Source organism: Aeromicrobium choanae (genome assembly GCF_900167475.1).
Classification (GTDB): domain Bacteria; phylum Actinomycetota; class Actinomycetes; order Propionibacteriales; family Nocardioidaceae; genus Aeromicrobium; species Aeromicrobium choanae.
The window spans coordinates 2639070-2660959 of sequence record NZ_LT796768.1 but is presented as its reverse complement, the minus strand read 5'-3'; the positions used below and the strand labels follow the sequence as shown (position 1 = coordinate 2660959).

Annotated in this window: 30 protein-coding genes; 6 read left to right on the top strand and 24 right to left on the bottom strand. The window is 69.4% G+C overall.

Annotation, left to right across the window (positions count from 1 at the left end):
- Positions 1 to 31: 31 nt before the first annotated feature.
- Complete coding sequence (locus B5D60_RS12860) at positions 32 to 307, bottom strand: hypothetical protein (RefSeq protein ID WP_153303015.1); 276 nt, start codon at positions 305 to 307, stop codon at positions 32 to 34.
- 51 nt (positions 308 to 358) lie between these two features.
- Positions 359 to 1549 carry a 3-hydroxyacyl-CoA dehydrogenase NAD-binding domain-containing protein gene (locus B5D60_RS12855; RefSeq protein WP_078700534.1) on the bottom strand — a complete coding sequence of 397 codons (1191 nt, stop codon included), beginning with the start codon at positions 1547 to 1549 and terminating at the stop codon, positions 359 to 361.
- A 96-nt stretch (positions 1550 to 1645) separates the two neighbouring features.
- Here B5D60_RS12855 and B5D60_RS12850 point away from each other — a divergent pair, with 96 nt between their 5' ends.
- Genes B5D60_RS12850 through B5D60_RS12840 form a run of 3 tightly spaced genes read left to right on the top strand, consistent with a single transcriptional unit; the run spans position 1646 to position 2987 of the window.
- A complete protein-coding gene (locus B5D60_RS12850) occupies positions 1646 to 2014 on the top strand; it encodes a hypothetical protein (RefSeq protein WP_078700533.1) in 369 nt (122 codons plus the stop codon).
- Positions 2011 to 2688 carry an endonuclease NucS gene (gene nucS / locus B5D60_RS12845; RefSeq protein ID WP_078700532.1) on the top strand — a complete coding sequence of 226 codons (678 nt, stop codon included), beginning with the start codon at positions 2011 to 2013 and terminating at the stop codon, positions 2686 to 2688. Before B5D60_RS12850 ends, nucS begins: the two co-directional genes overlap by 4 nt.
- Before the next feature lie 14 nt (positions 2689 to 2702).
- Positions 2703 to 2987, top strand: coding sequence for a hypothetical protein (locus tag B5D60_RS12840; RefSeq protein WP_078700531.1), 285 nt, complete (start codon positions 2703 to 2705; stop codon positions 2985 to 2987).
- 78 nt (positions 2988 to 3065) lie between these two features.
- On the opposite strand, the gene B5D60_RS12835 is transcribed toward B5D60_RS12840, so the two are convergent.
- Positions 3066 to 4004, bottom strand: a complete 939-nt coding sequence (locus tag B5D60_RS12835) for an endonuclease/exonuclease/phosphatase family protein (protein WP_078700530.1) — start codon at positions 4002 to 4004, stop codon at positions 3066 to 3068.
- A gap of 4 nt (positions 4005 to 4008) precedes the next feature.
- Positions 4009 to 4533, bottom strand: coding sequence for a ferritin (locus B5D60_RS12830; RefSeq protein WP_078700529.1), 525 nt, complete (start codon positions 4531 to 4533; stop codon positions 4009 to 4011).
- Between the two features lie 52 nt (positions 4534 to 4585).
- Between B5D60_RS12830 and B5D60_RS12825 the strand changes: the two genes are divergently transcribed.
- On the top strand, positions 4586 to 4786 hold the full coding sequence (locus B5D60_RS12825; RefSeq protein ID WP_153303014.1) for a hypothetical protein: 201 nt from the start codon (positions 4586 to 4588) through the stop codon (positions 4784 to 4786).
- 93 nt (positions 4787 to 4879) lie between these two features.
- Here B5D60_RS12825 and B5D60_RS12820 read toward each other — a convergent pair whose 3' ends face one another.
- The 16 genes from B5D60_RS12820 to B5D60_RS12755 all read right to left on the bottom strand — a co-directional run bounded on the left by B5D60_RS12820 (position 4880) and on the right by B5D60_RS12755 (position 17712).
- On the bottom strand, positions 4880 to 6865 hold the full coding sequence (locus B5D60_RS12820) for a protein meaA (protein ID WP_078700528.1): 1986 nt from the start codon (positions 6863 to 6865) through the stop codon (positions 4880 to 4882).
- A gap of 69 nt (positions 6866 to 6934) precedes the next feature.
- Complete coding sequence (locus tag B5D60_RS12815; protein WP_078700527.1) at positions 6935 to 7516, bottom strand: cob(I)yrinic acid a,c-diamide adenosyltransferase; 582 nt, start codon at positions 7514 to 7516, stop codon at positions 6935 to 6937.
- 31 nt (positions 7517 to 7547) lie between these two features.
- Positions 7548 to 7673 carry a hypothetical protein gene (locus B5D60_RS17300; RefSeq protein WP_269456861.1) on the bottom strand — a complete coding sequence of 42 codons (126 nt, stop codon included), beginning with the start codon at positions 7671 to 7673 and terminating at the stop codon, positions 7548 to 7550.
- 68 nt (positions 7674 to 7741) lie between these two features.
- A complete protein-coding gene (locus tag B5D60_RS12810; RefSeq protein WP_078700526.1) occupies positions 7742 to 8188 on the bottom strand; it encodes a DUF2550 domain-containing protein in 447 nt (148 codons plus the stop codon).
- A gap of 23 nt (positions 8189 to 8211) precedes the next feature.
- A complete protein-coding gene (locus tag B5D60_RS12805) occupies positions 8212 to 8583 on the bottom strand; it encodes a F0F1 ATP synthase subunit epsilon (RefSeq protein ID WP_078700525.1) in 372 nt (123 codons plus the stop codon).
- A 10-nt stretch (positions 8584 to 8593) separates the two neighbouring features.
- Positions 8594 to 10048, bottom strand: a complete 1455-nt coding sequence (gene atpD / locus B5D60_RS12800) for a F0F1 ATP synthase subunit beta (RefSeq protein ID WP_078700524.1) — start codon at positions 10046 to 10048, stop codon at positions 8594 to 8596.
- Positions 10049 to 10058: 10 nt separating this feature from the next.
- Positions 10059 to 10988, bottom strand: coding sequence for a F0F1 ATP synthase subunit gamma (locus B5D60_RS12795; RefSeq protein WP_078700523.1), 930 nt, complete (start codon positions 10986 to 10988; stop codon positions 10059 to 10061).
- 2 nt (positions 10989 to 10990) lie between these two features.
- Positions 10991 to 12634, bottom strand: coding sequence for a F0F1 ATP synthase subunit alpha (gene atpA, locus B5D60_RS12790; RefSeq protein WP_078700522.1), 1644 nt, complete (start codon positions 12632 to 12634; stop codon positions 10991 to 10993).
- A 39-nt stretch (positions 12635 to 12673) separates the two neighbouring features.
- Positions 12674 to 13477, bottom strand: a complete 804-nt coding sequence (locus B5D60_RS12785; protein ID WP_078700521.1) for a F0F1 ATP synthase subunit delta — start codon at positions 13475 to 13477, stop codon at positions 12674 to 12676.
- Positions 13477 to 14019 carry a F0F1 ATP synthase subunit B gene (locus tag B5D60_RS12780; protein WP_078700520.1) on the bottom strand — a complete coding sequence of 181 codons (543 nt, stop codon included), beginning with the start codon at positions 14017 to 14019 and terminating at the stop codon, positions 13477 to 13479. Before B5D60_RS12780 ends, B5D60_RS12785 begins: the two co-directional genes overlap by 1 nt.
- Positions 14020 to 14038: 19 nt before the next feature.
- Entirely contained in the window at positions 14039 to 14224 is a 186-nt protein-coding gene (atpE, locus tag B5D60_RS12775) for an ATP synthase F0 subunit C (RefSeq protein ID WP_049798293.1), read from the bottom strand.
- A 108-nt stretch (positions 14225 to 14332) separates the two neighbouring features.
- Positions 14333 to 15139: a F0F1 ATP synthase subunit A gene (gene atpB, locus B5D60_RS12770; RefSeq protein WP_078700519.1), complete on the bottom strand. Its 807-nt coding sequence runs from the start codon at positions 15137 to 15139 to the stop codon at positions 14333 to 14335.
- Between the two features lie 72 nt (positions 15140 to 15211).
- Positions 15212 to 15403, bottom strand: coding sequence for a hypothetical protein (locus tag B5D60_RS16805; protein ID WP_153303013.1), 192 nt, complete (start codon positions 15401 to 15403; stop codon positions 15212 to 15214).
- Positions 15404 to 15513: 110 nt separating this feature from the next.
- Positions 15514 to 15945, bottom strand: a complete 432-nt coding sequence (locus tag B5D60_RS12765) for a hypothetical protein (RefSeq protein WP_153303012.1) — start codon at positions 15943 to 15945, stop codon at positions 15514 to 15516.
- Positions 15942 to 17066, bottom strand: a complete 1125-nt coding sequence (locus tag B5D60_RS12760; protein ID WP_078701427.1) for an MraY family glycosyltransferase — start codon at positions 17064 to 17066, stop codon at positions 15942 to 15944. Before B5D60_RS12760 ends, B5D60_RS12765 begins: the two co-directional genes overlap by 4 nt.
- The gene (locus B5D60_RS12755; RefSeq protein ID WP_078700517.1) at positions 17059 to 17712 is read right to left on the bottom strand and encodes an L-threonylcarbamoyladenylate synthase; all 654 of its coding nucleotides are present in this window, start codon (positions 17710 to 17712) and stop codon (positions 17059 to 17061) included. Before B5D60_RS12755 ends, B5D60_RS12760 begins: the two co-directional genes overlap by 8 nt.
- A gap of 112 nt (positions 17713 to 17824) precedes the next feature.
- On the opposite strand from B5D60_RS12755, the gene B5D60_RS12750 reads away from it, so the two are divergent.
- On the top strand, positions 17825 to 18694 hold the full coding sequence (locus B5D60_RS12750) for a DMT family transporter (RefSeq protein ID WP_078700516.1): 870 nt from the start codon (positions 17825 to 17827) through the stop codon (positions 18692 to 18694).
- Between the two features lie 36 nt (positions 18695 to 18730).
- Here the strand turns inward: B5D60_RS12750 and prmC are convergent, their stop codons facing one another.
- The 3 genes from prmC to rpmE form a co-directional block, all read right to left on the bottom strand.
- Positions 18731 to 19573, bottom strand: a complete 843-nt coding sequence (prmC, locus tag B5D60_RS12745; RefSeq protein WP_078700515.1) for a peptide chain release factor N(5)-glutamine methyltransferase — start codon at positions 19571 to 19573, stop codon at positions 18731 to 18733.
- A complete protein-coding gene (gene prfA, locus B5D60_RS12740; protein WP_078700514.1) occupies positions 19570 to 20634 on the bottom strand; it encodes a peptide chain release factor 1 in 1065 nt (354 codons plus the stop codon). Before prfA ends, prmC begins: the two co-directional genes overlap by 4 nt.
- Positions 20635 to 20715: 81 nt before the next feature.
- Positions 20716 to 20922, bottom strand: coding sequence for a 50S ribosomal protein L31 (gene rpmE, locus B5D60_RS12735; protein ID WP_078700513.1), 207 nt, complete (start codon positions 20920 to 20922; stop codon positions 20716 to 20718).
- Between the two features lie 155 nt (positions 20923 to 21077).
- On the opposite strand from rpmE, the gene B5D60_RS12730 reads away from it, so the two are divergent.
- Positions 21078 to 21395: a hypothetical protein gene (locus B5D60_RS12730; protein ID WP_153303011.1), complete on the top strand. Its 318-nt coding sequence runs from the start codon at positions 21078 to 21080 to the stop codon at positions 21393 to 21395.
- A gap of 10 nt (positions 21396 to 21405) precedes the next feature.
- Here the strand turns inward: B5D60_RS12730 and B5D60_RS12725 are convergent, their stop codons facing one another.
- On the bottom strand, positions 21406 to 21888 hold the full coding sequence (locus B5D60_RS12725; protein ID WP_078700511.1) for a glutathione peroxidase: 483 nt from the start codon (positions 21886 to 21888) through the stop codon (positions 21406 to 21408).
- Between the last annotated feature and the right edge of the window lie 2 nt (positions 21889 to 21890).

Below are 21890 nucleotides of genomic sequence, written 5' to 3'. Positions count from 1 at the left end.
ATCCTGCCCGAGCCCGTGACGCGGCGACCGCTCAGGACTGCCGCTGCCAGCAGTGCTGGTGCCAGTGGCGGCGCTCGTTGATCCCGTCGGACTCCAGCAGGCTCGGGACGTCCGGCCACACGACGAAGTGCGGGGTCGACGGCGGGATCAGCTGGTCGCACCCGGGGCAGCGGTACGCGGAGGAGGACGTGGCCCCCGTGATGAAGCGCTGCCAGAAGTCTCCGGCGCGACGGTGGACCAGCTCCTCCCGGCGTGCCGGGGGCTCGCGACGGGCGGCCCGGGCGGCGGCTGCCTTGCGACGCGACATGGCCCCGATCGTACCGATCGGGGCCATGCGCGAGGTGCGTGCGGGTGCGGCTCAGTACGTGTGGAAGCCGGCCTTGGTCTTGCGACCCAGCCTGCCCTCGGCGACGACCTTCTCCAGCGACTCGGCAGGCTGCCAGCCCTCGTGGCCGAACGTGTCGACGAGGGACTGCTGGATGGCCAGGGAGACGTCGTTGCCGACCACGTCGAGCAGCTCGAACGGGCCCATCGGCAGGTTGGTCTCCTTCATGGCGGCGTCGATCTGCTCCAGGGAGGCCGCACCGGACTCCTGCAGCAGGATCGCGTCGTTCAGGTAGGGGAACAGCAGCGCGTTGACGATGAAGCCGGCGCGGTCGCCGCACGAGACCGGGTGCTTGCCAGTGGCCAGGCACAGGGCGCGCACGGTCTCGTCGACGTCGGGGTCGGTGACCTCGGTGGTGACGACCTCGACCAGCTTCATGACCGGGGCGGGGTTGAAGAAGTGCATGCCGATGACATCGGCGGGACGGCCCGTGACGTCGGCACACGCCCGGATCGACAGCGACGAGGTCGTGGTGGCCAGGATCGCGCCCGGCTTGCAGATCCGGTCGAGGTCGCGGAACAGCTCGAGCTTGATGTCGAGGTCCTCGGCGATCGCCTCGACGACGAGGTCGACGTCGGCGAGCGCCTCACGCTCGGTGGCCCCGGTGAGACGGCCGAGCACGGCCTCCTTGCCGGCCTCGTCGAGCTTGCCGCGCGCGACCGCCCGGTCGAGGTTCTTCGTGACGTAGGCGACGACGCCGTCGAGCTTCTCCTGCGAACGACCGACGTAGACGACGTCGTAGCCCGCCTGCGCGAAGACCTGGGCGATGCCCGAGGCCATCGTGCCGGTGCCCACGACACCGACCGAGGCGACGGGGCGCTTGATCTCGGGCACGGGGGTGCCGTCGGCTCCCTCGCCGGAGAAGGAGGCGCCGGAGTCGGCGATCTCGACCAGCGCGGGGGCCGGACGGTGCAGCGGGTCGCCGGTCAGGGCGAACTGCTCGGAGAGACCGTCGACGACCGTCTTGGCGCCCAGTGCGTCGGTCAGGGCCAGCGGGCCGATCGGGTAGCCGCAGCCGAAGCGCATGCCCGCGTCGATGTCGGCCGCCGTCGCGTAGCCGTCGCCGTACATCGTCGCGGCGTGGTTCAGGTACGGGAAGAGCAGGGTGCGCGCGATGCGGCCCTTCTCGTCGTCGGCGGTGATGCTATCGACGATCTCTGCCATCAGATTCTCCTTGGAGGCTTGGCCCGCCGGTGCTGCTTCCCGCCGAGCGTTCGTGAAAGGGTAGCGTGACAGCACCGATGTCTCGATGGGAGTCCCATGTCCTCACGTCTCGCCGCGACGGCACTCGCGATCGTCCTGCTCACCGGCCTGGCCGGGTGCGCCGATGACGAGCCCGCGACGCCCTCCGACCCGACCTCGGCGACCCCCAGCGCCACCGTCCCGTCGGAGGATCCGCGGGCCGATCTCGTGGGCTCGTGGCGGGCCGACGAGGCCGACTGGACCGTGCACTTCGCGGCCGACGGCACGTTCACCGAGGACTTCGAGGGCAACGTCGACTTCCGTCGCGGCACCTACCGCGTGGAGGACGGCATCGTCTACCTCGACGGTGACGACGGCGAGACCACCGAGGGCGAGCTGTCGGGCGACACGATCAACTTCAAGCTCGGGATGCTCGAGCGCCTGTGAGGATCGTCGTCGCCCGCTGCCAGGTCGACTACGCCGGACGCCTGACGGCCCACCTGCCGCTGGCCCTGCGGGTCATCATGGTCAAGTCCGACGGGTCCGTGCTCGTGCACGCCGACGGAGGCTCCTACAAGCCGCTCAACTGGATGAGCCCGCCGTGCACGCTGCGCGAGGGTGTCGCCGAGGACGGCGTCCCCGAGTGGACGGTCACCGCGAAGAAGACCGACGACACGCTGCGGATCCGGCTCGAGGAGGTCATCCACGACTCCGAGCACGAGCTGGGCGTCGACCCGGGCCTGCAGAAGGACGGTGTCGAGAAGCACCTCCAGGAGCTGCTGGCCGAGCACACCGTCGCCCTCGAGGAGGGCATGACGCTCGTGCGCCGCGAGTACATGACCGCCATCGGGCCCGTCGACCTGCTCTGCCGCGATGCCGCCGGCGCCTCCGTGGCCGTGGAGATCAAGCGCCGCGGCGAGATCGACGGCGTCGAGCAGCTGACCCGCTACCTCGAGCTGATGAACCGCGACCCCAAGCTGAGGCCCGTGCGCGGCATCTTCGCCGCCCAGGAGATCAAGCCCCAGGCCCGCACCCTGGCCAAGGACCGCGGCATCGACTGCGTCGTCGTCGACTACGACGAGCTGCGCGGCCTCGACGACCCGAGCCTGCGCCTGTTCTGAGCGGGCCGGCGCGGATGACCGGGGCCGACGACTTCGTCTGCACGATCGATGACGTGCTCACGATCGGCGGCTCAGACGTCGTCATATTCGGCGTCGTTGAGTCCGGCGAGTGTCGGGACGGGGATTGGATCGATGTCTGGGACGGCGCTCAGGTCGTGATGACCGTCGTCGCCAGGCTCGAGCTCTATGGCCGGCGGCCGGTCGTCCCGGGGCAGATCTCGTTGGGACTCGGCCAAGTCGACCCCAGCAGACTGAGGGCTGGCCAAGTCGTGAGAATCCGCCCTGAAGGGGCGCCGTAGGGGACGGAACTCTCTGACTTTGGGTCGCCGCAGCGACACCTTGGTACCAAGATCCGTCGCCCGACGGACGACTCGTGGTCAGCGGGTGCAGACGCGCAGGTCGGCCCAGACGGCCCGGTGGTCGCTGCCCTTGATGTCCTCGGTGCCGTTGCCCTGCACGCTGAGCCCGCGCACGAGCACGTGGTCGATGTCGGCGAACGGCGGGTAGGAGCGGTTCTTCGGCCACGTGGCCGTGGGCCACAGGCCGGCGGTGTCGTACATGCCGCGCTTGGCGTCGCGGAAGGCCGCATGGGCCGAGGAGGCGTTGAAGTCGCCCGCCATCACGAGGGGCCGGCCGCGGTTCGCGCGCTGCCACTCCCCCAGCTCCAGGAGTCCGGCGCGCCAGTCCTCGAGCCACTGGTTGACCGGCGGCTTCGGGTGCACCGCGCGCACCAGGACGGGCGTCCCGGCGACATCGACCGACAGGGCGGGCTGCTGGAAGGTGTCTGCCTCGCCCGCCGGCACCTCCACGCGGGTGGTGGGATACCGGGAGAGGATCGCGGTGCCGTCGGTGTCGCGGCCCTCGACGGTCTGGCCGGTGCGGTGGGTGAAGCGACTGCCGGCCTCGGTGGCCGACAGGGCCGCGATCATCGGCTCGGTGGCCTCGGCGACGACCAGCACGTCGACGTCGTGCCGCTGCACCGCGGCCGCCAGCTGGGCCACGTCGGCCTCGCCGTAGAACGCATTGAACGACAGGACCGACAGGCGGGCCTCGCCGGCGTCGCAGTCGGGCCGGTTGCTGACGTTGAGGATCGTCACGAGCGCCACGGCGATCACCACGGCGTTCGCGCCCAGGGCGAGCCACGCCCGCGCGAGCAGGCTGAGGACGATGCCCACGACCGCGAGCACGATCCACGCCCGGCCCAGCGCCTGGACCGCGGGGAGCCACGACGGCTCGATCCGGTCGATCCACGGCGTCGCCGCCAGCAGCAGCAGCGCGACCGCGACGACCGTCAACAGCGCCCGGACGACCCTCACGACGTCAGGCGCCCGCGATCGGCGGCGCGGTGGGGTCGGACCCCTCGCCGGTCTCCTCGCGCGCGATCCAGTCCTCGATGCGCTCGTAGTCGTCCTTCGAACGGGTGACGACGGCCAGCAGGTCGCTCATCTTCGCGACCTCCTCGACCTGCTCCTTGATGAACCACTGCATGAACTGGTCGGAGGCGAAGTCGTTGTCCTCGCGCGCCAGGCGGGTGAGCTCGTTGATCTGCGCGGTGACGCGCTTCTCCTGCTCCAGGGCCGCCGCGACCGGCTCGACGACGTCGACGAAGTCCATCCGCGGAGCGGCCAGCGCCGGGATCACGACGCGCTGGTCCTGGTCGAGCAGGTACTGGACCATCATCATCGCGTGGTCGCGCTCCTCGAGGGCCTGCGCATAGAACAGCGCGGCCATCTGCGGCATGGTGAGCGCGTCGTAGTACGTCGCGATGCCGACGTACTGCTGGTGCGCGCTGAACTCGTGACCGATCTGATCCTGCAGGGCCTTCACGAACTGCTCGGACGCCATGTTTCCTCCTCTGGCTAGGTCAGCCTAACCTTCGCGCTGTACCGTGGTGGGTGTGCCGAAGCCGCCGAAGAAGAAGTGCTGCGTGAGCAAGCCGCGCTGCAAGCGCTGCCCGATCCGCATGATGGCCGAAGGCACCCTCCCCGACGGCTACACCGTCAAGAAGCGCAAGCTGGTCAAGGTCAAGAAGAAGGACAAGGACAAGAAGAAGTCCTCGAAGCCCTCCAAGACCAAGACCAAGCCTCTGGCCGCCTGATCACTTCGACTGCCGCGATCACGCCGAGCCTATTGGTCCGGACCCGCCGTCGCCACGAAGGACAGGCGAGCCTTCGCGCGCCTTCCTTCGTGATCAGACCGGCAGGTCGTTGGCCTTGCGGATCTCGTCGACCACGCGCGACATGATGTCGGTCATGCCGAAGTCCTTCGGCGTGAAGACCGCCGCGATGCCCGCGGCCTCGAGCTTGCGGCCGTCCGAGTCGGGGATGATCCCGCCGACGATGATCGGCACGTTCGTCAGGCCGGCGTCGGCGAGGCCCTTCTGGACGTCGGGCACGAGCTCCATGTGCGAGCCGGACAGGATCGACAGGCCGACGACGTGGACGTCCTCGGCGACGGCGGCGGCGACGATCTGCTCGGGCGTCAGTCGGATGCCCTGGTAGATCACCTCGAAGCCGGCGTCGCGCGCTCGCACGGCCACCTGCTCGGCACCGTTGGAGTGCCCGTCGAGGCCCGGCTTGCCGACGAGGAAGCGCAGGCGGCCGCCCAGCTCCTCGCCGGTCTGGCGCACCTTCTCGCGCACGGCGGTCAGTTCGGATCCGGCCTCGGCCACGCCACTCACTCCTGCCACGCCCGTGGGCGCCCGGTACTCGCCGAAGACCTCGCGCAGCGCCGCGGACCACTCGCCCACGGTGGCGCCGGCGCGCACGGCGTCGAGCGTGGCGGCCATGAGGTTCTCGTCGGTCTTGGCCTGCTGCTGCACGACCTCCAGGGCCGCGTCGACGGCGGCCTGGTCGCGCTGACTGCGCCACTGCTGGACGTCGGTGATCGCGTTGGCCTCGGCCTTCGGATCGGCCACCATGATCGCGGCGTCGAGGTCGGCCGTCAGCGGCGACGGCTCGGTCTCGATGAAGCTGTTGAGGCCCACGACCTTCATCTCGCCGGACTCGATCCGCGCGCGCCGCTCGGCGTGCGAGGTGACCAGCTCCTGCTTCATGTAGCCCGAGACGACGGCGGCGACGGCGCCGCCCATCGCCTGGACGCGGTCCATCTCGGCCTTCGCACCCTCGACGAGCTCGGCGACCTTGGTCTCGACGACGTGCGAGCCGTCGAAGATGTCGCCGTACTCGAGCAGGTCGGACTCGTAGGCCAGCACCTGCTGCAGGCGCAGCGACCACTGCTGGTCCCACGGCCGCGGCAGGCCCAGGGCCTCGTTCCACGCCGGCAGCTGCACGGCCCGCGCGCGGGCGTTCTTGCTGAGCGTGACGCCCAGCATCTCCAGCACGATGCGCTGGACGTTGTTCTCGGGCTGCGCCTCGGTCAGGCCGAGGGAGTTGACCTGCACGCCGTAGCGGAAGCGACGCATCTTCGGGTCGGTGACGCCGTAGCGGTCGCGGGTGATCTCCTCCCACAGCTGGCCGAACGCGCGCATCTTGCACATCTCCTCGACGAAGCGCACGCCGGCGTTCACGAAGAAGGAGATACGACCCACGACCTGCTCGAACTGGTCGTCGGGCACCTGGCCGGAGTCCTTGACGGCATCCAGGACGGCGATCGCCGTGCTCATCGCGAAGGCCAGCTCCTGCACGGGAGTGGCCCCGGCCTCCTGCAGGTGGTAGCTGCAGATGTTGAGCGGGTTCCACTTCGGGATGTTCGCGACCGTGTACGCGATCATGTCGGTCGTCAGGCGCAGCGACGCCTCGGGCGGGAACACGTAGGTGCCCCGCGACAGGTACTCCTTGATGATGTCGTTCTGCGTCGTGCCGGCCAGCGCCGACGCGTCGACGCCCTGCTCCTCCGCGGCGACCTGGTACATCGCCAGCAGCCACATCGCCGTGGCGTTGATGGTCATCGACGTGTTCATCTCCGAGAGCGGGATGTCCTCGAAGAGACGACGCATCGCACCCAGGTGCGGGATCGGCACGCCGACCTTGCCCACCTCACCACGCGACAGGACGTGGTCGGGGTCGTACCCGGTCTGCGTCGGCAGGTCGAAGGCGACCGAGAGTCCGGTCTGGCCCTTCGCCAGGTTGCGACGGTAGAGCGCGTTGGACTCGGCTGCGGAGCTGTGGCCGGCGTAGGTTCGCATCACCCACGGGCGATCAGGCTGCACTGACATGCGGCAAGGGTACCGCTGGTCCCGGACGCGCGAACGACGGTCCACCCCGCGCTCGCGCCCGGTCGTGGCTCAGGCGCCGGAGCGATCGCCGCCGGGGACCCAGAGCACGTCGCCGCGCTCGCGGTTCGCGTAGCGGCCGAGGATGAACAGCAGGTCGCTCAGCCGGTTGAGGTACTTCGCCACGAGCACGTTGACCGTGTCGCCGTGCTCCTCGATCGCGCGCCAGGCGGCCCGCTCGGCGCGACGCGTGACCGTACGGGCCACGTGCAGGTGGGCGGCGGCGAGAGTGCCACCGGGGAGGATGAACGAGTCGAGCTTCGGGGTGACCTCGTTGAAGCGGTCGCACCACTGCTCGAGGCGCTCGACGTAGTCGGGCTCGACCCGCAGCGGGACGTACTTGGGCTCGGCGACGATCGGGTTGCCGACGTCGGAGCCCAGGTCGAACAGGTCGTTCTGGATGTGGGTCAGCACCGCCGTGACGTCGGCATCGAGCCCACCCGTGGCCAGCGCGACACCGATCTGGCTGTTCGCCTCGTCGACCTCGGCATAGACGATCAGCCGCACGTCGTTCTTCGACGTGCGGCTGAAGTCGACGAGGTTGGTGGTGCCGTCGTCACCTGTTCGGGTGTAGATCTTCGTGAGGTGAACCATGGGTTCACCCTAGAGGTGTGGCCTCAGAGGCTCACATCCAGTCGATCGCCTGAACCCGGATCTTGATGCTGGAGGTGTCGTCCGCCTGGGCGGGCGACGCGACCGTACCGGCGGCGACAGCGAGGGCGAGGAGGACTGCAGCAATGAGCTTCTTCATGTGATCAGTGTGAAGGGTGAACGGGCTCACGGCAACCGAAACGGAAAGGTCCGCCGCTGCAATTCAGGTCACAGGACGTTGTTCACGCCGTGACCGGGTGGTGACGACTCGAGCCACGAGAGCAGTCCGGTGAGCGAGTTGGGGCTCAGCGCGAACTGCTCGATCCCCTCGGCGTTCTCGGTGCGCACCACGATGTGCCCGTCATGGAGCGCGTAGGCCTCGGCGCCCTCGGGCTGCCGTCGGCCCTCGATGAGCACTCCCCCACGGACGAACCGGTGACGCGGGCGCGCCGAGAACGAGAAGGTGCGGTACCAGTCGATCGCGTCGTCGCGATAGACCGCGACGCCGAGCACCCAGCCGGAGGCTGTGTGCTCGGCGCCACGATTCACGCTCAGTTCGAAGGTCACGCCCTTGCGGGCGATCCACCGCCGTCGTGCGACGAGCCCGCCGAGGAACAGCAGGCCCAGCACGACGATGATCGCGAGGGAGTCGACCAGCCACAACCAGAGCGGCATCGATCACTGCCTCGCGATCACCATCAGGACGCCTTGCCGATGAGGCGGAGCTTCGCCTCGGCACGGCGGACGGCCAGGTCGTCCTCGGACGACCGGGCCTTCTCCAGCTCGGCAGTGGTGGCCGACTCGTCGACCTCGTCGGCGAGGAACGTGTCCTCGGACAGGATCGACACGCGGTCGGCGGCCACCGAGATGAACCCCTCGGCGACGGCGGCACGCACGGTGTCGCCCTCGACGGGGAAGATCTCGACGACGCCGGGCACCAGCAGCGAGAGCAGCGGCGCATGGCCGGTGAGCACGCCGATGTCGCCCTCGGCGGTGCGGGCGATGACCTCACGGGCCTCACCCGACCACACGACGCGGTCGGCGGCGACGAGCTCGATCTGCAGTGTCATGTCAGCGACCTCAGAGGTTCTTCTGGATGTCGGCCCACTTCTTGTCGACGTCGTCCAGACCGCCGCACATGAAGAACGCCTGCTCCGCCACGTGGTCGTAGTCACCGTCACAGATCTTCGTGAAGGCGTCGATCGTCTCGTCGAGCGGGACGGTCGAGCCCTCGATGCCGGTGAACTGCTTGGCCACGTAGGTGTTCTGCGAGAGGAAGCGCTGGATACGACGCGCGCGGGACACGATCGTCTTGTCCTCCTCGCTGAGCTCGTCGACACCGAGGATCGCGATGATGTCCTGGAGCTCCTGGTTGCGCTGCAGGATGCCCTTGACCCGGTTCGCCGTCGCGTAGTGATCGGCGGCGATGTAGCGGGGGTCCAGGATGCGCGACGTCGAGGTCAGCGGGTCCACGGCCGGGTAGATGCCCAGCGACGCGATCTCGCGGCTCAGCTCGGTCGTGGCGTCCAGGTGGGCGAACGTCGTGGCCGGAGCCGGGTCGGTGTAGTCGTCGGCGGGGACGTAGATCGCCTGCATCGAGGTGATCGAGTGACCACGCGTCGAGGTGATCCGCTCCTGCAGCACGCCCATCTCGTCGGCCAGCGTGGGCTGGTAGCCCACGGCCGAGGGGACGCGACCCAGCAGGGTCGAGACCTCCGAGCCGGCCTGGGTGAACCGGAAGATGTTGTCGATGAACAGCAGCACGTCCTGCTTCTGGACGTCGCGGAAGTACTCGGCCATGGTCAGGGCCGACAGGGCGACGCGCAGACGCGCTCCCGGCGGCTCGTCCATCTGGCCGAAGACCAGCGCCACCTTGTCGAGGACGCCCGACTCCTCCATCTCGACGATGAGGTCGTTGCCCTCACGGGTGCGCTCGCCGACACCGGCGAACACCGACACACCGTCGTGGTCCTTGGCGACGCGGGCGATCATCTCCTGGATCAGCACGGTCTTGCCGACCCCGGCACCGCCGAACAGGCCGATCTTGCCGCCGAGGACGTACGGCGTCAGCAGGTCGATGACCTTGATGCCGGTCTGGAACATCTCGGTCTTCGGCTCGAGCTGGTCGAACGCGGGCGCCTTGCGGTGGATGCCCCAACGCTCCTGGACGTCCCAGGTCTCGCCCTCGGCCAGGTTCATGACCTGACCGGTGGTGTTGAAGACCTTGCCGAGCGTCTGGTCGCCGACAGGCACCGAGATGGGCTCGCCGGTGTTGGTGACCGGGGTGCCGCGGACGACGCCGTCGGTGGGTCGCAGGCTGATCGCGCGGACCATGCCGTCGCCGATGTGCTGTGCGACCTCGAGGGTCAGCGTCTCCTTGGTGCCGGCGACCTCGGTGTCGACCAGCAGGGCGTTGTAGATCTCGGGCATCTGGTCGGCCGGGAACTCGATGTCGAGCACCGGGCCGATGACCCGAGCGACGCGGCCGGTCACAGCGGCCGAGCCGGTGGTGGTCTCTTCGACGGTTGCAGTCATGGTGTCTTCCTCAATCGGACTGGGAGGCCTCGGCGAGCGCGTTCGCGCCACCCACGATCTCGCTGATTTCTTGGGTGATGCCGGCCTGGCGAGCCTGGTTCGCCAGTCGGGTGTACTTCTCGATCAGGTCCTGCGCGTTGTCGGTCGCGGACTTCATGGCCTTCTGCCGGGCGGCGAGCTCGGAGGCCGCCGCCTGCAGCAGGCAGGAGTAGATGCGGCTGTAGAGGTACTTCGGCAGGACCGCCTCGAGCACCTCGGCCGCACTGGGCTCGAACTCGTAGAGCGGGAGCACCTCGGACTCCTCCGGGGACTCCTCACCCTCGACGATCTCGAGCGGGAACAGGCGGATCGCCGTCGGCTCCTGCACCAGCATCGACTTGAACCGCGTGTAGACCACGAAGAGCTCGTCGATCTCGGGCGCGTCGCTCGCCTCGTCCTCGTCGGACTCGTGCTGGGCACCGCGCGAGATCAGCGCATCGCCCATCGTGCGGGCGTCGTCGTAGGTCGGCTTGTCGGAGAAGCCGGTCCACGAGGTCTCGAACGGACGCTGGCGGAAGTTGAAGTACGACTCCGCCTTGCGGCCGGCCAGGAAGTACGTGACCTCCTTGCCCTCGGCACGCAGACGCTCGGCGAGCTGCTCGGTCTCCTTCAGCACGCTGGACGCGTACGCGCCCGCCAGACCACGGTCGCTGGCGATGACGAGAATCGCGGCGCGCTTGGCGTCGGGGTTCTCGGTCGTCAGCACGTGGTTGACGTTGGAGTACGTGGCCAGGGCCGACACCGCACGCGTGAGTTCACGCGCGTACGGTGCGGCCGCGGCCGCGGCCTGCTGGGCCTTGATGATCCGCGACGCGGCGATCAACTCCATCGCACGCGTGATCTTCTTGGTCGACTGGGTCGACCTGATCTTCGCGCGGTACTCGCGGAGTGAGACTGCCATCGTCAGCCTCGCTTCTGTCGGACGATCTGCTCCTGCTCGACGTCCTCGTCGGCGAGGGCGTCGAACTCTTCGTGCCCGGCCTTGATCGACTCACCGTCACCGGTCTCGAACTGGTCGAGGAACGAGTCGTAGGCCTCGTCGAGAGCCTGGGCGCTGGAGTCCTCGAACTTGCCGCTCTCGCGGATCGCGTCGAGCACACCGGGGTGCGAGCGCTTGACGAAGTCCTGGAACTCGGTCTCGAAGCGGTGGACGTCCGCGACCGGCACGGCGTCAAGCTTGCCCGTGGTGGCGGCCCAGAGGGAGACGACCTGCTTCTCCATCGAGAACGGGTCGTACTGCGCCTGCTTGAACAGCTCCATGAGGCGCTGGCCGCGGGCGAGCTGGGCCTTGGACGCGGCATCGAGGTCGGACGCGAACATCGCGAACGCCTCCATGGCGCGGTACTGGGCGAGCTCGACCTTGAGCGAGCCGGTGACGGCCTTCATCGCCTTGGTCATCGCCGAGCCACCGACGCGCGACACCGAGATGCCGACGTCGACCGCGGGACGCTGGTTGGCGTTGAACAGGTCCGACTGCAGGAAGATCTGGCCGTCGGTGATCGAGATGACGTTGGTCGGGATGTACGCCGACACGTCGTTGGCCTTGGTCTCGATGATCGGCAGGCCGGTCATCGAGCCCGCGCCCAGGTCGTCACTGAGCTTGGCGCAACGCTCGAGCAGCCGCGAGTGCAGGTAGAACACGTCGCCGGGGTAGGCCTCGCGGCCCGGCGGGCGACGCAGCAGCAGCGACACGGCGCGGTAGGCCTCGGCCTGCTTCGACAGGTCGTCGAAGATGATCAGGACGTGCTTGCTCTGGTACATCCAGTGCTGGCCGATGGCCGAGCCGGTGTACGGGGCGAGGTACTTGAAGCCCGCCGAGTCCGACGCGGGGGACGCGACGATCGTCGTGTACTCCAGCGCGCCGGCCGCCTCGAGGGCGCCGCGCACGCTGGCGATGGTCGAGCCCTTCTGGCCGATGCCGACGTAGATGCAGCGGACCTGCTTGCTCGGATCGCCCGACTCCCAGAATTCCTTCTGGTTGATGATCGTGTCGATCGCGATGGCGGTCTTGCCGGTCTGGCGGTCACCGATGATCAGCTGGCGCTGGCCACGGCCGACCGGGGTCAGCGAGTCGATCGCCTTCAGACCGGTCATCAGGGGCTCGTGCACGCTCTTGCGCTGCATCACGTTCGGCGCCTGCAGCTCCAGGGCGCGACGCTCCTCGATGCCGGTGATCTCGCCGAGGCCGTCGATCGGGTTGCCGAGCGGGTCGACGACGCGCCCGAGGTAGCCCTCGCCCACGGGGACCGAGAGAACCTCGCCCGTGCGCTTGACCTTCTGGCCCTCTTCGATGCCGGCGAAGTCACCGAGGATGACCACGCCGATCTGGCGGACGTCGAGGTTCAGCGCCAGACCGAGGGTGCCGTCCTCGAACTCGAGCAGTTCGTTGGCCATCGCTGAGGGAAGACCCTCGACCTGCGCGATGCCGTCGGCCGCCGACGCGACGATGCCGACCTCTTCGGCCTCGCCCTGCGTCGGGGTGTAGTCCGACACGAACTTCTGCAACGCGTCGCGGATCTCCTCCGGACGAATCGAGAGTTCAGTCATGCTGTGTGCCTGCCTTCTTGTGCGAACGGTGCGTTCTGGTCAGCCTGCGATGCGCCGGCGGGCGGCCTCGAGGCGGGTGGACATGGTGGCGTCGACGACCTCGTCGCCCACGGAGACGGAAATGCCGCCGATGACGGACGGGTCGACCACGGTGTTGAGCTGGATCGCCCGCCCGTAGCGCCGCGAGAGCGCGTCGGTGAGGCGCTCGCGCTCGGTGTCGTCCAGCTCGTACGCGACGCGAGCCACGGCGACGAGCCGGTCCTCACGTGCGGCGACCTGGCGGCTGAACGCCTCCAGGACACGCTCGAACGAGCCGGTGCGAGCCACCGCTGCCTGCGAGAGCAGCGCCAGGGTCGAGTCGGAGACCTTCCCGCGGAACACGTCCTGGAGCAACGTGGTGCGGGCCGAGGCCGGGACGGACCGGTCGGAGACGACCCGTCGGAGGTCGTCGGAGTCGTGGATGACCCGTCCGGCCTCGAACAGCTCGTTCTCCAGGATGTCGCCCTGGCCTGCCTCGTCGGCGGCGCGGGTGTAGGCCGCGACGCCGGCGATCTCGAGACCGTCGGTCAGGTCACGCCCCGCGGCCCAGCGACCGCTGACGGCGCTGCGGAGCACCGTGAGCGTGTCCGCGGCGACCTTGCCCTCGAAGATGCCGGCAGCGAGCTGACGCTTGCCCTCGGCCTCGGTCGAAGGGTCGGTCAGGACGCGTCGGGCGGCCACGGCGGTGTCGAGCGCCGAGACGATGCCGAAGAGCTCGGCGCCGACCTGGGCCGCCGCCGCACCCGGCACCGCGGTGACCGCGGTCAGGGTGTCGTCGAGCGACTTGGCAGACGATCCACGCATCAGTTGGCCGACCCCTCGAGTTCGTCGATGAAGCGCTGGACGGAACGACGCTGCGCATCGGTGTCGGCGAGGGACTCGCCGACGATCCGGCCCGCGAGCTCGGTGGCCATGCCGCCGACCTCGGACTTGAGCTGCGCGATCGCCTGCTGGCGCTCGGCAGCGATCTGCGCCTGTGCCGCCGAGACGATGCGCGCGGACTCGGCCTGAGCCTGCTCGCGCATCTCTACGACGATCTGGGCACCCTGCTCGCGCGCCTCCTCACGGATGGCGGCGGCCTCGTGCCGGGCGTCGGCCAGCTGCGCCGTGTACTGCTCGAGCGCGGCCTGGGCTTCCTTCTGCGCCGACTGCGCCTCCTCGATCCCGCCCTCGATCGCGGCCGTGCGCTCGGCATAGGCCTTCTCGAAGTTGGGAACGACGTACTTCCTCACGAGGAAGTACAGAATCGCGAAGACGACCAGCGACAGCACGACCTCGGAGAGGAGCGGGATGAGCGGGTTGTGCTCCTCGCCTTCGGCAGCCGTGGCGAGAATCGTGGAGTACATCAGTCAGTTCCTGACGTTGTCAGAGGACGAAGGCGAGCGCGATGCCGATGATGGCCAGGGCCTCAGCCAGGGCGAAGCCGAGGATCGCGATCGACTGGAGGCGGCTCTGGGCCTCGGGCTGGCGGGCCACGCCGTTGATGTACGCGGCGAAGATCAGACCGATGCCGATGCCGGGGCCCACGGCCGCCAGGCCGTAGCCGATCATGTTCAGGGAGCCGAGGGTTTCGAGATCCACGGGTTTTTCCTTTCGTTGACGACGCACGAGCGCCGTCGGTTAGCGAAAACTGAGGGTTATGGAGTTGTGGCCGACGAGTCAGTGCTCTTCGGCAAGCGCCCCGCCGATGTACATCGCGGTCAGCAGGGTGAAGACGTAGGCCTGCAGGAACAGGACCAGCAGCTCGAGGAAGCTCACGGCGATGCCCATCGCGAACGACAGCACGCCGACCGGCGCGTACCAGGGGTTGCCGGAGTCGAGGATGAGGTAGGCCGCGCCCGTGGCGAACAGGATCAGCAGCAGGTGGCCGGCGAACATGTTGGCGAAGAGACGAAGCGCCAGCGTGGCCGGGCGGACCAGGATCGTGGAGAGGAACTCCAGCGGGATGATCAGGACCAGGATCGGACCGGTGATGCCGCTGGGGATGCACACGTTGCGCAGGTAGCCGCCGACGCCGAACTTGGCGATGCCGACGCCGTTGTAGACGACCCACACCAGCAGGGCGATCGGGACGACGAAACCGAACCGGGAGAACGACGGGAACTGCAGGAACGGGATGAGGGCGAAGTAGTTGTTCACCAGGACGAACGTGAACAGGGTGAAGAGCAGGGGCACGAACTTGAGGAAGTCGTGCGAGCCGATCGAGTCGCGAGCGACGCCGTTGCGTACGAACCCGTAGACGTACTCGCCGACGAACTGCAGCTTGCCCGGCACGACGGCCGAGCGCTTCGACGCGGCCCAGAAGAACCCGACGATCAGCGGCACCGAGAGGATCAGCAGGAGCATCGGCTTCGTCACGCCGAACTCGCCGATCGAGAAGACCGGCGGAAGCTCGAAGCTGCCCGGTCCGGGAGCGTGGAAGCTGCCCTCGGAGTCGGAGGCGGCGTTCAACACGGTGGTCGTCACGGCGGACAATCGATCACCCTTCTGTGGCGTCGAGCCCTGTCGGCCCCGACGTCGGTCGGCAGTTCACGCGGATCAGCTCTCGCGTTGCGCCATCGCGACGGTGTAGATGCCCAGTGCGGCACCCACCACCACGCCGATGGCGACCATGAACGACGTGTCCCACCATCGGTCGAGCAGGAAGCCTGCTCCACCGTAGAAGATCACTCCCCCGGCCACTCGACCGAAGGCGACCCACGGATCCTGCGGTGGGGGTGCGTCGTTCATTGCACCCCGAATCTATCAGGGCCGTTTGCAGCCGCTGCAGGCAGGTCGTGAAACTTTTCACTTCTTCGCCGGGACCCCGTGCGGACGCAGCGGGAGAGCGGCCAGAACGCTCAGTCCCGCGGCGTTTCGCCCGGTTCGGCGGGCTTCTGCTCGGGCAGGTCGTAGATCGGCGTGCGCTCGCGCGTGGCGTCCAGGACCCGCGCGCCGAGCCACACCATCGTGGTGGCGATCACCGTGACCGAGACCGACTCGGCGTCGATCGAGCCGGAGTCGCCGGAGGACCGACGCAGGACCACGAAGAGCGCGAACAGGGCCACGACCTTGGTGAAGAAGAAGATCAGCGCGAACATCAGCGACAGCGCCGGGGTGGCCTTCGCGACCGGGCCCAGGACGGTCGGGGTGGCGCCGAAGAACGCCAGCACGATGACACCGCCGATGAGGGCGCCGACGACTCCCTCGGTGCCGACCACGACGCCCGCCACGACCGCGCACACCGCGATGGTGGCCAATCCGGCGCGCGGGGCCCACCGTCGCGGGCTCACGACCACACCTTCGACTCGAGTCGGGGCAGCAGGAAGATCGCTGCCGTCACCAGGGCCGTGAGCAGCGCGATGGCCACGAAGAGCTGCCAGCCGCTGAACAGGCCGATCGCCACGACGCCGAACGCGACCAGGGCGGCGGCGGCGTACATCAGCAGCACGGCACGGCGGTGGGAGTGCCCGATCTCGAGCAGCCGGTGGTGGATGTGCATCTTGTCGGGACTGAACGGCGAGCGGCCCGCGCGCGTACGGCGCAGCACGGCCAGGCCCATGTCCAGGAACGGCACGGTGAGCACCGCGAACGGCAGCACGAGCGGGAGGATCGCCGCGGGCAGCAGGCTCGAGTCGGCGCCTCCGATGCCCTCGGACAGGCTCGTGGCGGGGAACTGGCCGGTGAGGCTGATCGAGGAGCAGGCCAGGACGAAGCCCAGCAGCATCGAGCCCGAGTCGCCGATGAACATCCGGGCCGGGAAGAAGTTGTGCGGCAGGATTCCCAGGCACGCGCCGGCGAGGGCGATCGTCAGGATGGCGGCCGCGACCGCGCGGGTCTCGCCGTTCTCCACCGCCAGGACGAAGGCGTAGACGAAGAAGGCGATCGACCCGATGGCCGCCATGCCGGCAGCCAGGCCGTCGAGCCCGTCGACGAAGTTCATGGCGTTGGCCGTGGCCACGATCAGGAAGACCGTGAGGATCATCGCCTGGGCCTGGTCGAGCCCGAGGTAGGTGTTCGGCAGCGGCAGGTAGACGAAGTGCAGGCCCATCGCGACCGTGATGACGCCCGCCAGGACCTGCCCGGCGAACTTGCTGAGCGCGTCGAGCTCGAACAGGTCGTCGATGACGCCCACGAGGCAGATGACGCAGGCTCCCACCAGCACGGCGCGGACGTCGGCGAACAGCGACGGGTCGCCCCCGGACAGGAAGGGCAGGTGGGTGGCGGTCAGGTAGGCCGCGATGAGCCCGCCGAGCATCGCCGGTCCGCCGAAGTACGGCGTGGGGATCGCGTGCACGTCGCGGTCGCGCACCTGGGCGACGGCGCCGAGCTGCTGGGCGCTCTGCCGCGCGATCGACGACAGCAGGTACGCCACGCCGATCGCGACGCCGAAGATGACGAGGTACTCACGCACCGGCTCCACCGCCGGCGGGCTCGATCGTGTTGTTGAAGCCGTGGAGCGTGGCCAGGTCGATCGCGCCCTGGCGCAGCACGCGGGGCACGGGCCCCGTGACATCGAGGATCGTGGACGGCGTGGCGCCGGCCGACGGGCCGCCGTCGAGGTACACCCGCACGGAGTCCCCGAGCATCGCCTCGGCCTCGTCGGCCGTGGTGGCCGCCGGCTGCCCGCTCAGGTTGGCGCTGCTGACGGCACTCGGTCCGGACTGGCGCAGCACGGCGCGCGTGCGCTCGTCGTCGGGGACCCGCACCGCGACGGTTCCGTGGGTCTCCCCCAGGTCCCAGGTCAGCGACGGCTGCGCCCGGAAGACGACCGTGAGCGGGCCGGGCCACAGGTGCGCGAGCATCGACTCCAGCCAGGCGGCGGGGCGCTCGGCCACCAGCGCGTCGAGGGTGACCGGGTCGGCGATGAGGACCGGCGGCGGCATGTCGCGCCCTCGGCCCTTCGCCTCCAGCAGGCGGGCGACCGCCGACGCGTCGAACGCGTCGGCCGCGACCCCGTAGACGGTGTCGGTCGGCAGGACCACCAACGCGCCGTCGCGCAGTGCCGAGACGGCCGCCTCGACGCCGCGGTCGAGTTCGGTCGCGCAGTCGAACCTCATGCCCCCAAGGTTAGGGGTCGACACCGGCACCCACGGCGTCGGCCGCCACGAGACGGATCGTTAGAATCGTCAGGATGCGTTTCTCCAGGCCGGTCCCGACCGTCGTGACCCCATGACCCCGTCCCCGACGCTGGCCGCGCTGCTCGCCCTGGGCTCCGCGCTCGGATTCGCGTTCTCGACCTCCTTCCAGCACCTGGCCGCCGGACGTGTCCATCTCACCGTCACGCACCCGCTGCTCGTGCTGCTGCAGCTGCTGCGCAGCCCGCGCTGGCTCGCGGGGAGCACCATCGGCCTGATGGCGTGGCTGCTGCACGCCGTCGCGCTCAACCTCGGCACGCTCTCGCTGGTCCAGCCGATCATCCTGCTGGGCGTGGTCCTGGCGGTCGTCGTGCGATCGTCGCTGGACCGCCGGTGGCCGAGTAGGAACGAGCTCGTGGGCGTCACCGTCACGATCGTGTCGCTCATCGCGGTGGTCTCGGTCGCGGACACCAGCCACGAGGGCGCGACCGCCCCGACCTCCTGGATGCTCGCGGTCGCCGGCACCGGCGTGGTGATCGCGCTCGTGGTGACGCGGCTGGCCAACGAGCTGCCCCGGCGCGGCATGGCGGCGTTCGTGCTCGGAATGACGGCCGGCATGCTCTTCGGCATCACCGCCTGCCTCATGAAGGTCGTGGGCGAGTCGATCAGCGTGCACGGCGTGCCGGGGTTCCTCGGGACCTGGTCGCCGTGGGTCCTGCTGTCGTGCGCCTTCCTGGCGATGTCGCTCAACCAGCGGGCGTACCAGCTGTCGCGCCTCTCGCACTCGATGCCCGTGCTGAACGTGACGTCCGTGCTGCTGTCGATCGTGCTCGGGTCGGTGCTCTTCCAGGAGTCGCTGCCCACGTCGCCGGGGACGCTCGCGCTCCAGGCCGTCGGCCTCGTCGGCATCGCGTGGGGCCTCTACCGCATCGCCGACGCCGGCCACCGCGCTCCCGTCGCCTGACTCCCCGCTTCCCCGCATCGCGAGCGGGGTGGAGCGTCAGGGGCGACGGGCGGTGACGAAGCGGGGTCGGTCGGCGAGGTCGGCGTGGTCGCGGACCTCGGCCCAGCGTGAGGTGAAGACGGCCGGGGCGGTCTCCCCCTGCGCGTCGGCGTGCTCGGCCCCGACGACGCCGCCGGAGCGCAGCAGCCGCCAGGCCACCTGCTCCACGACGCGCATCGCGTCGAGGCCGTCGTCGCCCGACCACAGCGCGAGCTGCGGGTCGTGGTCGCGGGCCTCCGGCGCCACCGACTCCCACGCGTCGAGCGGGATGTACGGCGGGTTCACGACCACGACGTCGACCGTGCCGTCGAGGTCGGGGAACGCGTCGGCCATGTCGCCGCGGCGCAGGTCGACCCCCGTGCCGTCGAGGTTCCGCAGCGCCCAGCCGTGAGCCGACTCGTCGAGCTCCACGGCGTGCACCCGCGCGTCGGGCAGCTCGTGGACCACCGACAGCGAGATCGCGCCGGAGCCGGCGCACAGCTCGACGACGACGGGCGGACGGCCCTGCTGCAGGATCTCGCGCGCGGCGTCGATCGCCCACCCGGCGAGCAGCTCGGTCTCGGGGCGCGGGACGAACACGCCGGGGCCCACCTCGACGTCGACGTAGCGGAAGGCGGCCGTGCCGGTGATGTGCTGCAGCGGGACCCGGCGGGCCCGCGCCGCGATCATCTCGAGGTAGGTGCGGCGCTGGACGTCGTCGACCCGCGCGGTGAGGGTGAGCAGCGCCCGCGGCGTGCCGGTGACGTGGCTCAGCAGCACCTCGGCGTCGTGGCGCGGGGACGCGACCCCACCCTGCTCGAGCGTGGACGCGGCCTCCTCCAGCAGACGGCGGGTGCTCACGGGCGGTCCTCCAGGGCTGCGAGGCGATCGGCCAGGTCGGCCTCGACGAGCGAGCCGATCACGTCGTCGAGCGCGCCGTCGATGACCTGGTCGAGGTTGTAGGACTTGAACCCCGTGCGGTGGTCCGAGATCCGGTTCTCCGGGAAGTTGTAGGTCCGCACCCGCTCGGAGCGGTCGACGGTGCGCACCTGCGAGCGGCGCGCATCGGAGGCCGCGGCGTCGGCCTGGGCCTGCGCCGCGTCGAGCAGGCGCGAGCGCAGGATGCGCATCGCCTGCTCCTTGTTCTGCAGCTGCGACTTCTCGTTCTGGCAGCTCACGACGATGCCGGTGGGCAGGTGGGTGATCCGCACGGCCGAGTCGGTGGTGTTGACGCTCTGCCCGCCGGGTCCGGACGAGCGGAAGACGTCGATCCGCAGGTCGTTGTCGTTGACCTGGACGTCGACGTCCTCGGCCTCGGGCAGCACCAGGACGCCGGCCGCGGAGGTGTGGATCCGCCCCTGGGACTCGGTGACGGGCACGCGTTGGACGCGGTGCACGCCGCCCTCGAACTTGAGCTTCGCGTAGGGCGCCTCGCCCGGCTCGGGGGTGCCCTTGGCCTTCACCGCGGCCGTGACCGACTTGTACCCGCCGAGCGCGGTCTCGGTGGAGTCGAGCACCTCGACCTTCCACCCGTGCCGCTCGGCGAACCGCGAGTACATCCGCATCAGGTCGGCGGCGAACAGCGCCGACTCGTCGCCGCCCTCGCCACCCTTGATCTCGAGGATCGCGTCCTTGCCGTCGGCGGGATCGCGCGGGACGAGCATGTGCTCGAGGCGCTCGGCGAGCTCGGGGACGCGGCGCTCGAGGTCGGCGGCCTCCTCGGCCATGTGCAGCTCCTGGGCCGCGACGAGGTCCTCGGCCGCCTCCTGCCACTCGCGGTAGACGCGGATGATCGCGGTCAGCTCGGCGTAGCGGCGCCCGAGGTCGCGGGCGCGGCGCGCGTCGGAGTGCACGGCCGGGTCTGCCAGCTGCTGCTCGACCTCGGCGTGCTCGCCGATCAACGACTCGACTGCTTCGAACACGTCGTCACCTCCTGCCCTCGGGTGCCCGGACACGACAACGGCGCCGGTCGCTCCATCAGAGCGACCGGCGCCGGAGAAGTCCTACTTCTTGCCGTAGCGCTTCTCGAACCGGGCGACGCGGCCGCCGGTGTCGAGGATCTTCTGCTTGCCCGTGTAGAACGGGTGGCAGGCCGAGCAGACATCGGCGCGGAGGGAGCCCTCGGTGGCCGTGCTGCGGGTGGTGAACGAGTTGCCGCAGGTGCAGGTGACCTGGGTCTCCACGTACGCGGGGTGGATGTCCTTCTTCATGATGTCCTCTCGTGGGGTCGCCGGGTCGGGACGCGGGTGCGGACCGTGAACCGGAACCAAGGATTGATTCTGCCAGTGGCACCTTGCATAACCCAAATCGGCCCCGAGGTGTTCCCCTGTCCTCAAATCCCGAGGCACCGCCTACTATGACCCTCATGCGGACCGGGAGACTCAAGACCATTGCCATCACGCTGGCGATGCTCATCGTGATCGGCGGCGCCGGGGTCTACATCGCCACGGAGTACGGCCGCAGCCGTGCCATCACCGTGATCGCGGCCGTGGGACTCGTCGCCGCACTGGCCTGGGTCATCCTCACGGTCGTCTCGATCATCACGGCCACCAGCGCCCGTCGCGTCCACACCGAGGAGGACACGACGCTGCGCAACGAGCAGCGCCCCGTCGCCCGTCGCACGATCCTGCCGGGCGAGGACAAGCAGGTCGGGCGACGCCGCAAGGACACCAGCGGCTCCTGACCGGCAGCGATCAGGCCGCCAGCAGCGCCTCGATGTCCTTCGCGATGTCCTGGGGGCTCGTCGTCGAGCCGTAGCGCTTGACCACCGTGCCCTCGGTGTCGACCAGGAACTTGGTGAAGTTCCACTTGATCGCACCGCCGAGGACGCCCTTCTTCTCCGACTTCAGCCACTGGAAGAGCGGGTGCGCGTCCGAGCCGTTCACCTTCACCTTCGAGAACATCGGGAACTGCACCCCGAACTGCGACTCGCAGAACGTGGCGATCTCGTCCTCGGCGCCGGGCTCCTGACCGCCGAACTGGTCGCACGGGAAGCCCAGCACCACGAAGCCGCGATCGGCGTAGGTGTCGTAGAGGTCCTGCAGGGGTCCGTACTGCGGCGTGAAGCCGCACTGCGAGGCGGTGTTGACGACGAGCGCGACCTTGCCGCGGTAGTCGGCGAGCTGCTGCTCCACGCCGTCGATCGTGGTGGCGCTGAAGTCCCATGCGGTGGTCATGT

Bases quoted from the DNA above. Each gene is read 5' to 3' on its own strand.
- B5D60_RS12860 (WP_153303015.1), bottom strand. From the start codon at position 307: ATGTCGCGTCGCAAGGCAGCCGCCGCCCGGGCCGCCCGTCGCGAGCCC.
- B5D60_RS12855 (WP_078700534.1), bottom strand. From the start codon at position 1,549: ATGGCAGAGATCGTCGATAGCATCACCGCCGACGACGAGAAGGGCCGC.
- B5D60_RS12850 (WP_078700533.1), top strand. From the start codon at position 1,646: ATGTCCTCACGTCTCGCCGCGACGGCACTCGCGATCGTCCTGCTCACC.
- B5D60_RS12840 (WP_078700531.1), top strand. From the start codon at position 2,703: ATGACCGGGGCCGACGACTTCGTCTGCACGATCGATGACGTGCTCACG.
- B5D60_RS12830 (WP_078700529.1), bottom strand. From the start codon at position 4,533: ATGGCGTCCGAGCAGTTCGTGAAGGCCCTGCAGGATCAGATCGGTCAC.
- B5D60_RS12820 (WP_078700528.1), bottom strand. From the start codon at position 6,865: ATGTCAGTGCAGCCTGATCGCCCGTGGGTGATGCGAACCTACGCCGGC.
- B5D60_RS12815 (WP_078700527.1), bottom strand. From the start codon at position 7,516: ATGGTTCACCTCACGAAGATCTACACCCGAACAGGTGACGACGGCACC.
- B5D60_RS17300 (WP_269456861.1), bottom strand. From the start codon at position 7,673: ATGAAGAAGCTCATTGCTGCAGTCCTCCTCGCCCTCGCTGTCGCCGCC.
- B5D60_RS12810 (WP_078700526.1), bottom strand. From the start codon at position 8,188: ATGCCGCTCTGGTTGTGGCTGGTCGACTCCCTCGCGATCATCGTCGTG.
- B5D60_RS12805 (WP_078700525.1), bottom strand. From the start codon at position 8,583: ATGACACTGCAGATCGAGCTCGTCGCCGCCGACCGCGTCGTGTGGTCG.
- atpD (WP_078700524.1), bottom strand. From the start codon at position 10,048: ATGACTGCAACCGTCGAAGAGACCACCACCGGCTCGGCCGCTGTGACC.
- B5D60_RS12795 (WP_078700523.1), bottom strand. From the start codon at position 10,988: ATGGCAGTCTCACTCCGCGAGTACCGCGCGAAGATCAGGTCGACCCAG.
- atpA (WP_078700522.1), bottom strand. From the start codon at position 12,634: ATGACTGAACTCTCGATTCGTCCGGAGGAGATCCGCGACGCGTTGCAG.
- B5D60_RS12785 (WP_078700521.1), bottom strand. From the start codon at position 13,477: ATGCGTGGATCGTCTGCCAAGTCGCTCGACGACACCCTGACCGCGGTC.
- B5D60_RS12780 (WP_078700520.1), bottom strand. From the start codon at position 14,019: ATGTACTCCACGATTCTCGCCACGGCTGCCGAAGGCGAGGAGCACAAC.
- atpE (WP_049798293.1), bottom strand. From the start codon at position 14,224: ATGATCGGCTACGGCCTGGCGGCCGTGGGCCCCGGCATCGGCATCGGT.
- B5D60_RS16805 (WP_153303013.1), bottom strand. From the start codon at position 15,403: ATGAACGACGCACCCCCACCGCAGGATCCGTGGGTCGCCTTCGGTCGA.
- B5D60_RS12755 (WP_078700517.1), bottom strand. From the start codon at position 17,712: ATGAGGTTCGACTGCGCGACCGAACTCGACCGCGGCGTCGAGGCGGCC.
- B5D60_RS12750 (WP_078700516.1), top strand. From the start codon at position 17,825: ATGACCCCGTCCCCGACGCTGGCCGCGCTGCTCGCCCTGGGCTCCGCG.
- rpmE (WP_078700513.1), bottom strand. From the start codon at position 20,922: ATGAAGAAGGACATCCACCCCGCGTACGTGGAGACCCAGGTCACCTGC.
- B5D60_RS12730 (WP_153303011.1), top strand. From the start codon at position 21,078: ATGCGGACCGGGAGACTCAAGACCATTGCCATCACGCTGGCGATGCTC.
- B5D60_RS12725 (WP_078700511.1), bottom strand. From the start codon at position 21,888: ATGACCACCGCATGGGACTTCAGCGCCACCACGATCGACGGCGTGGAG.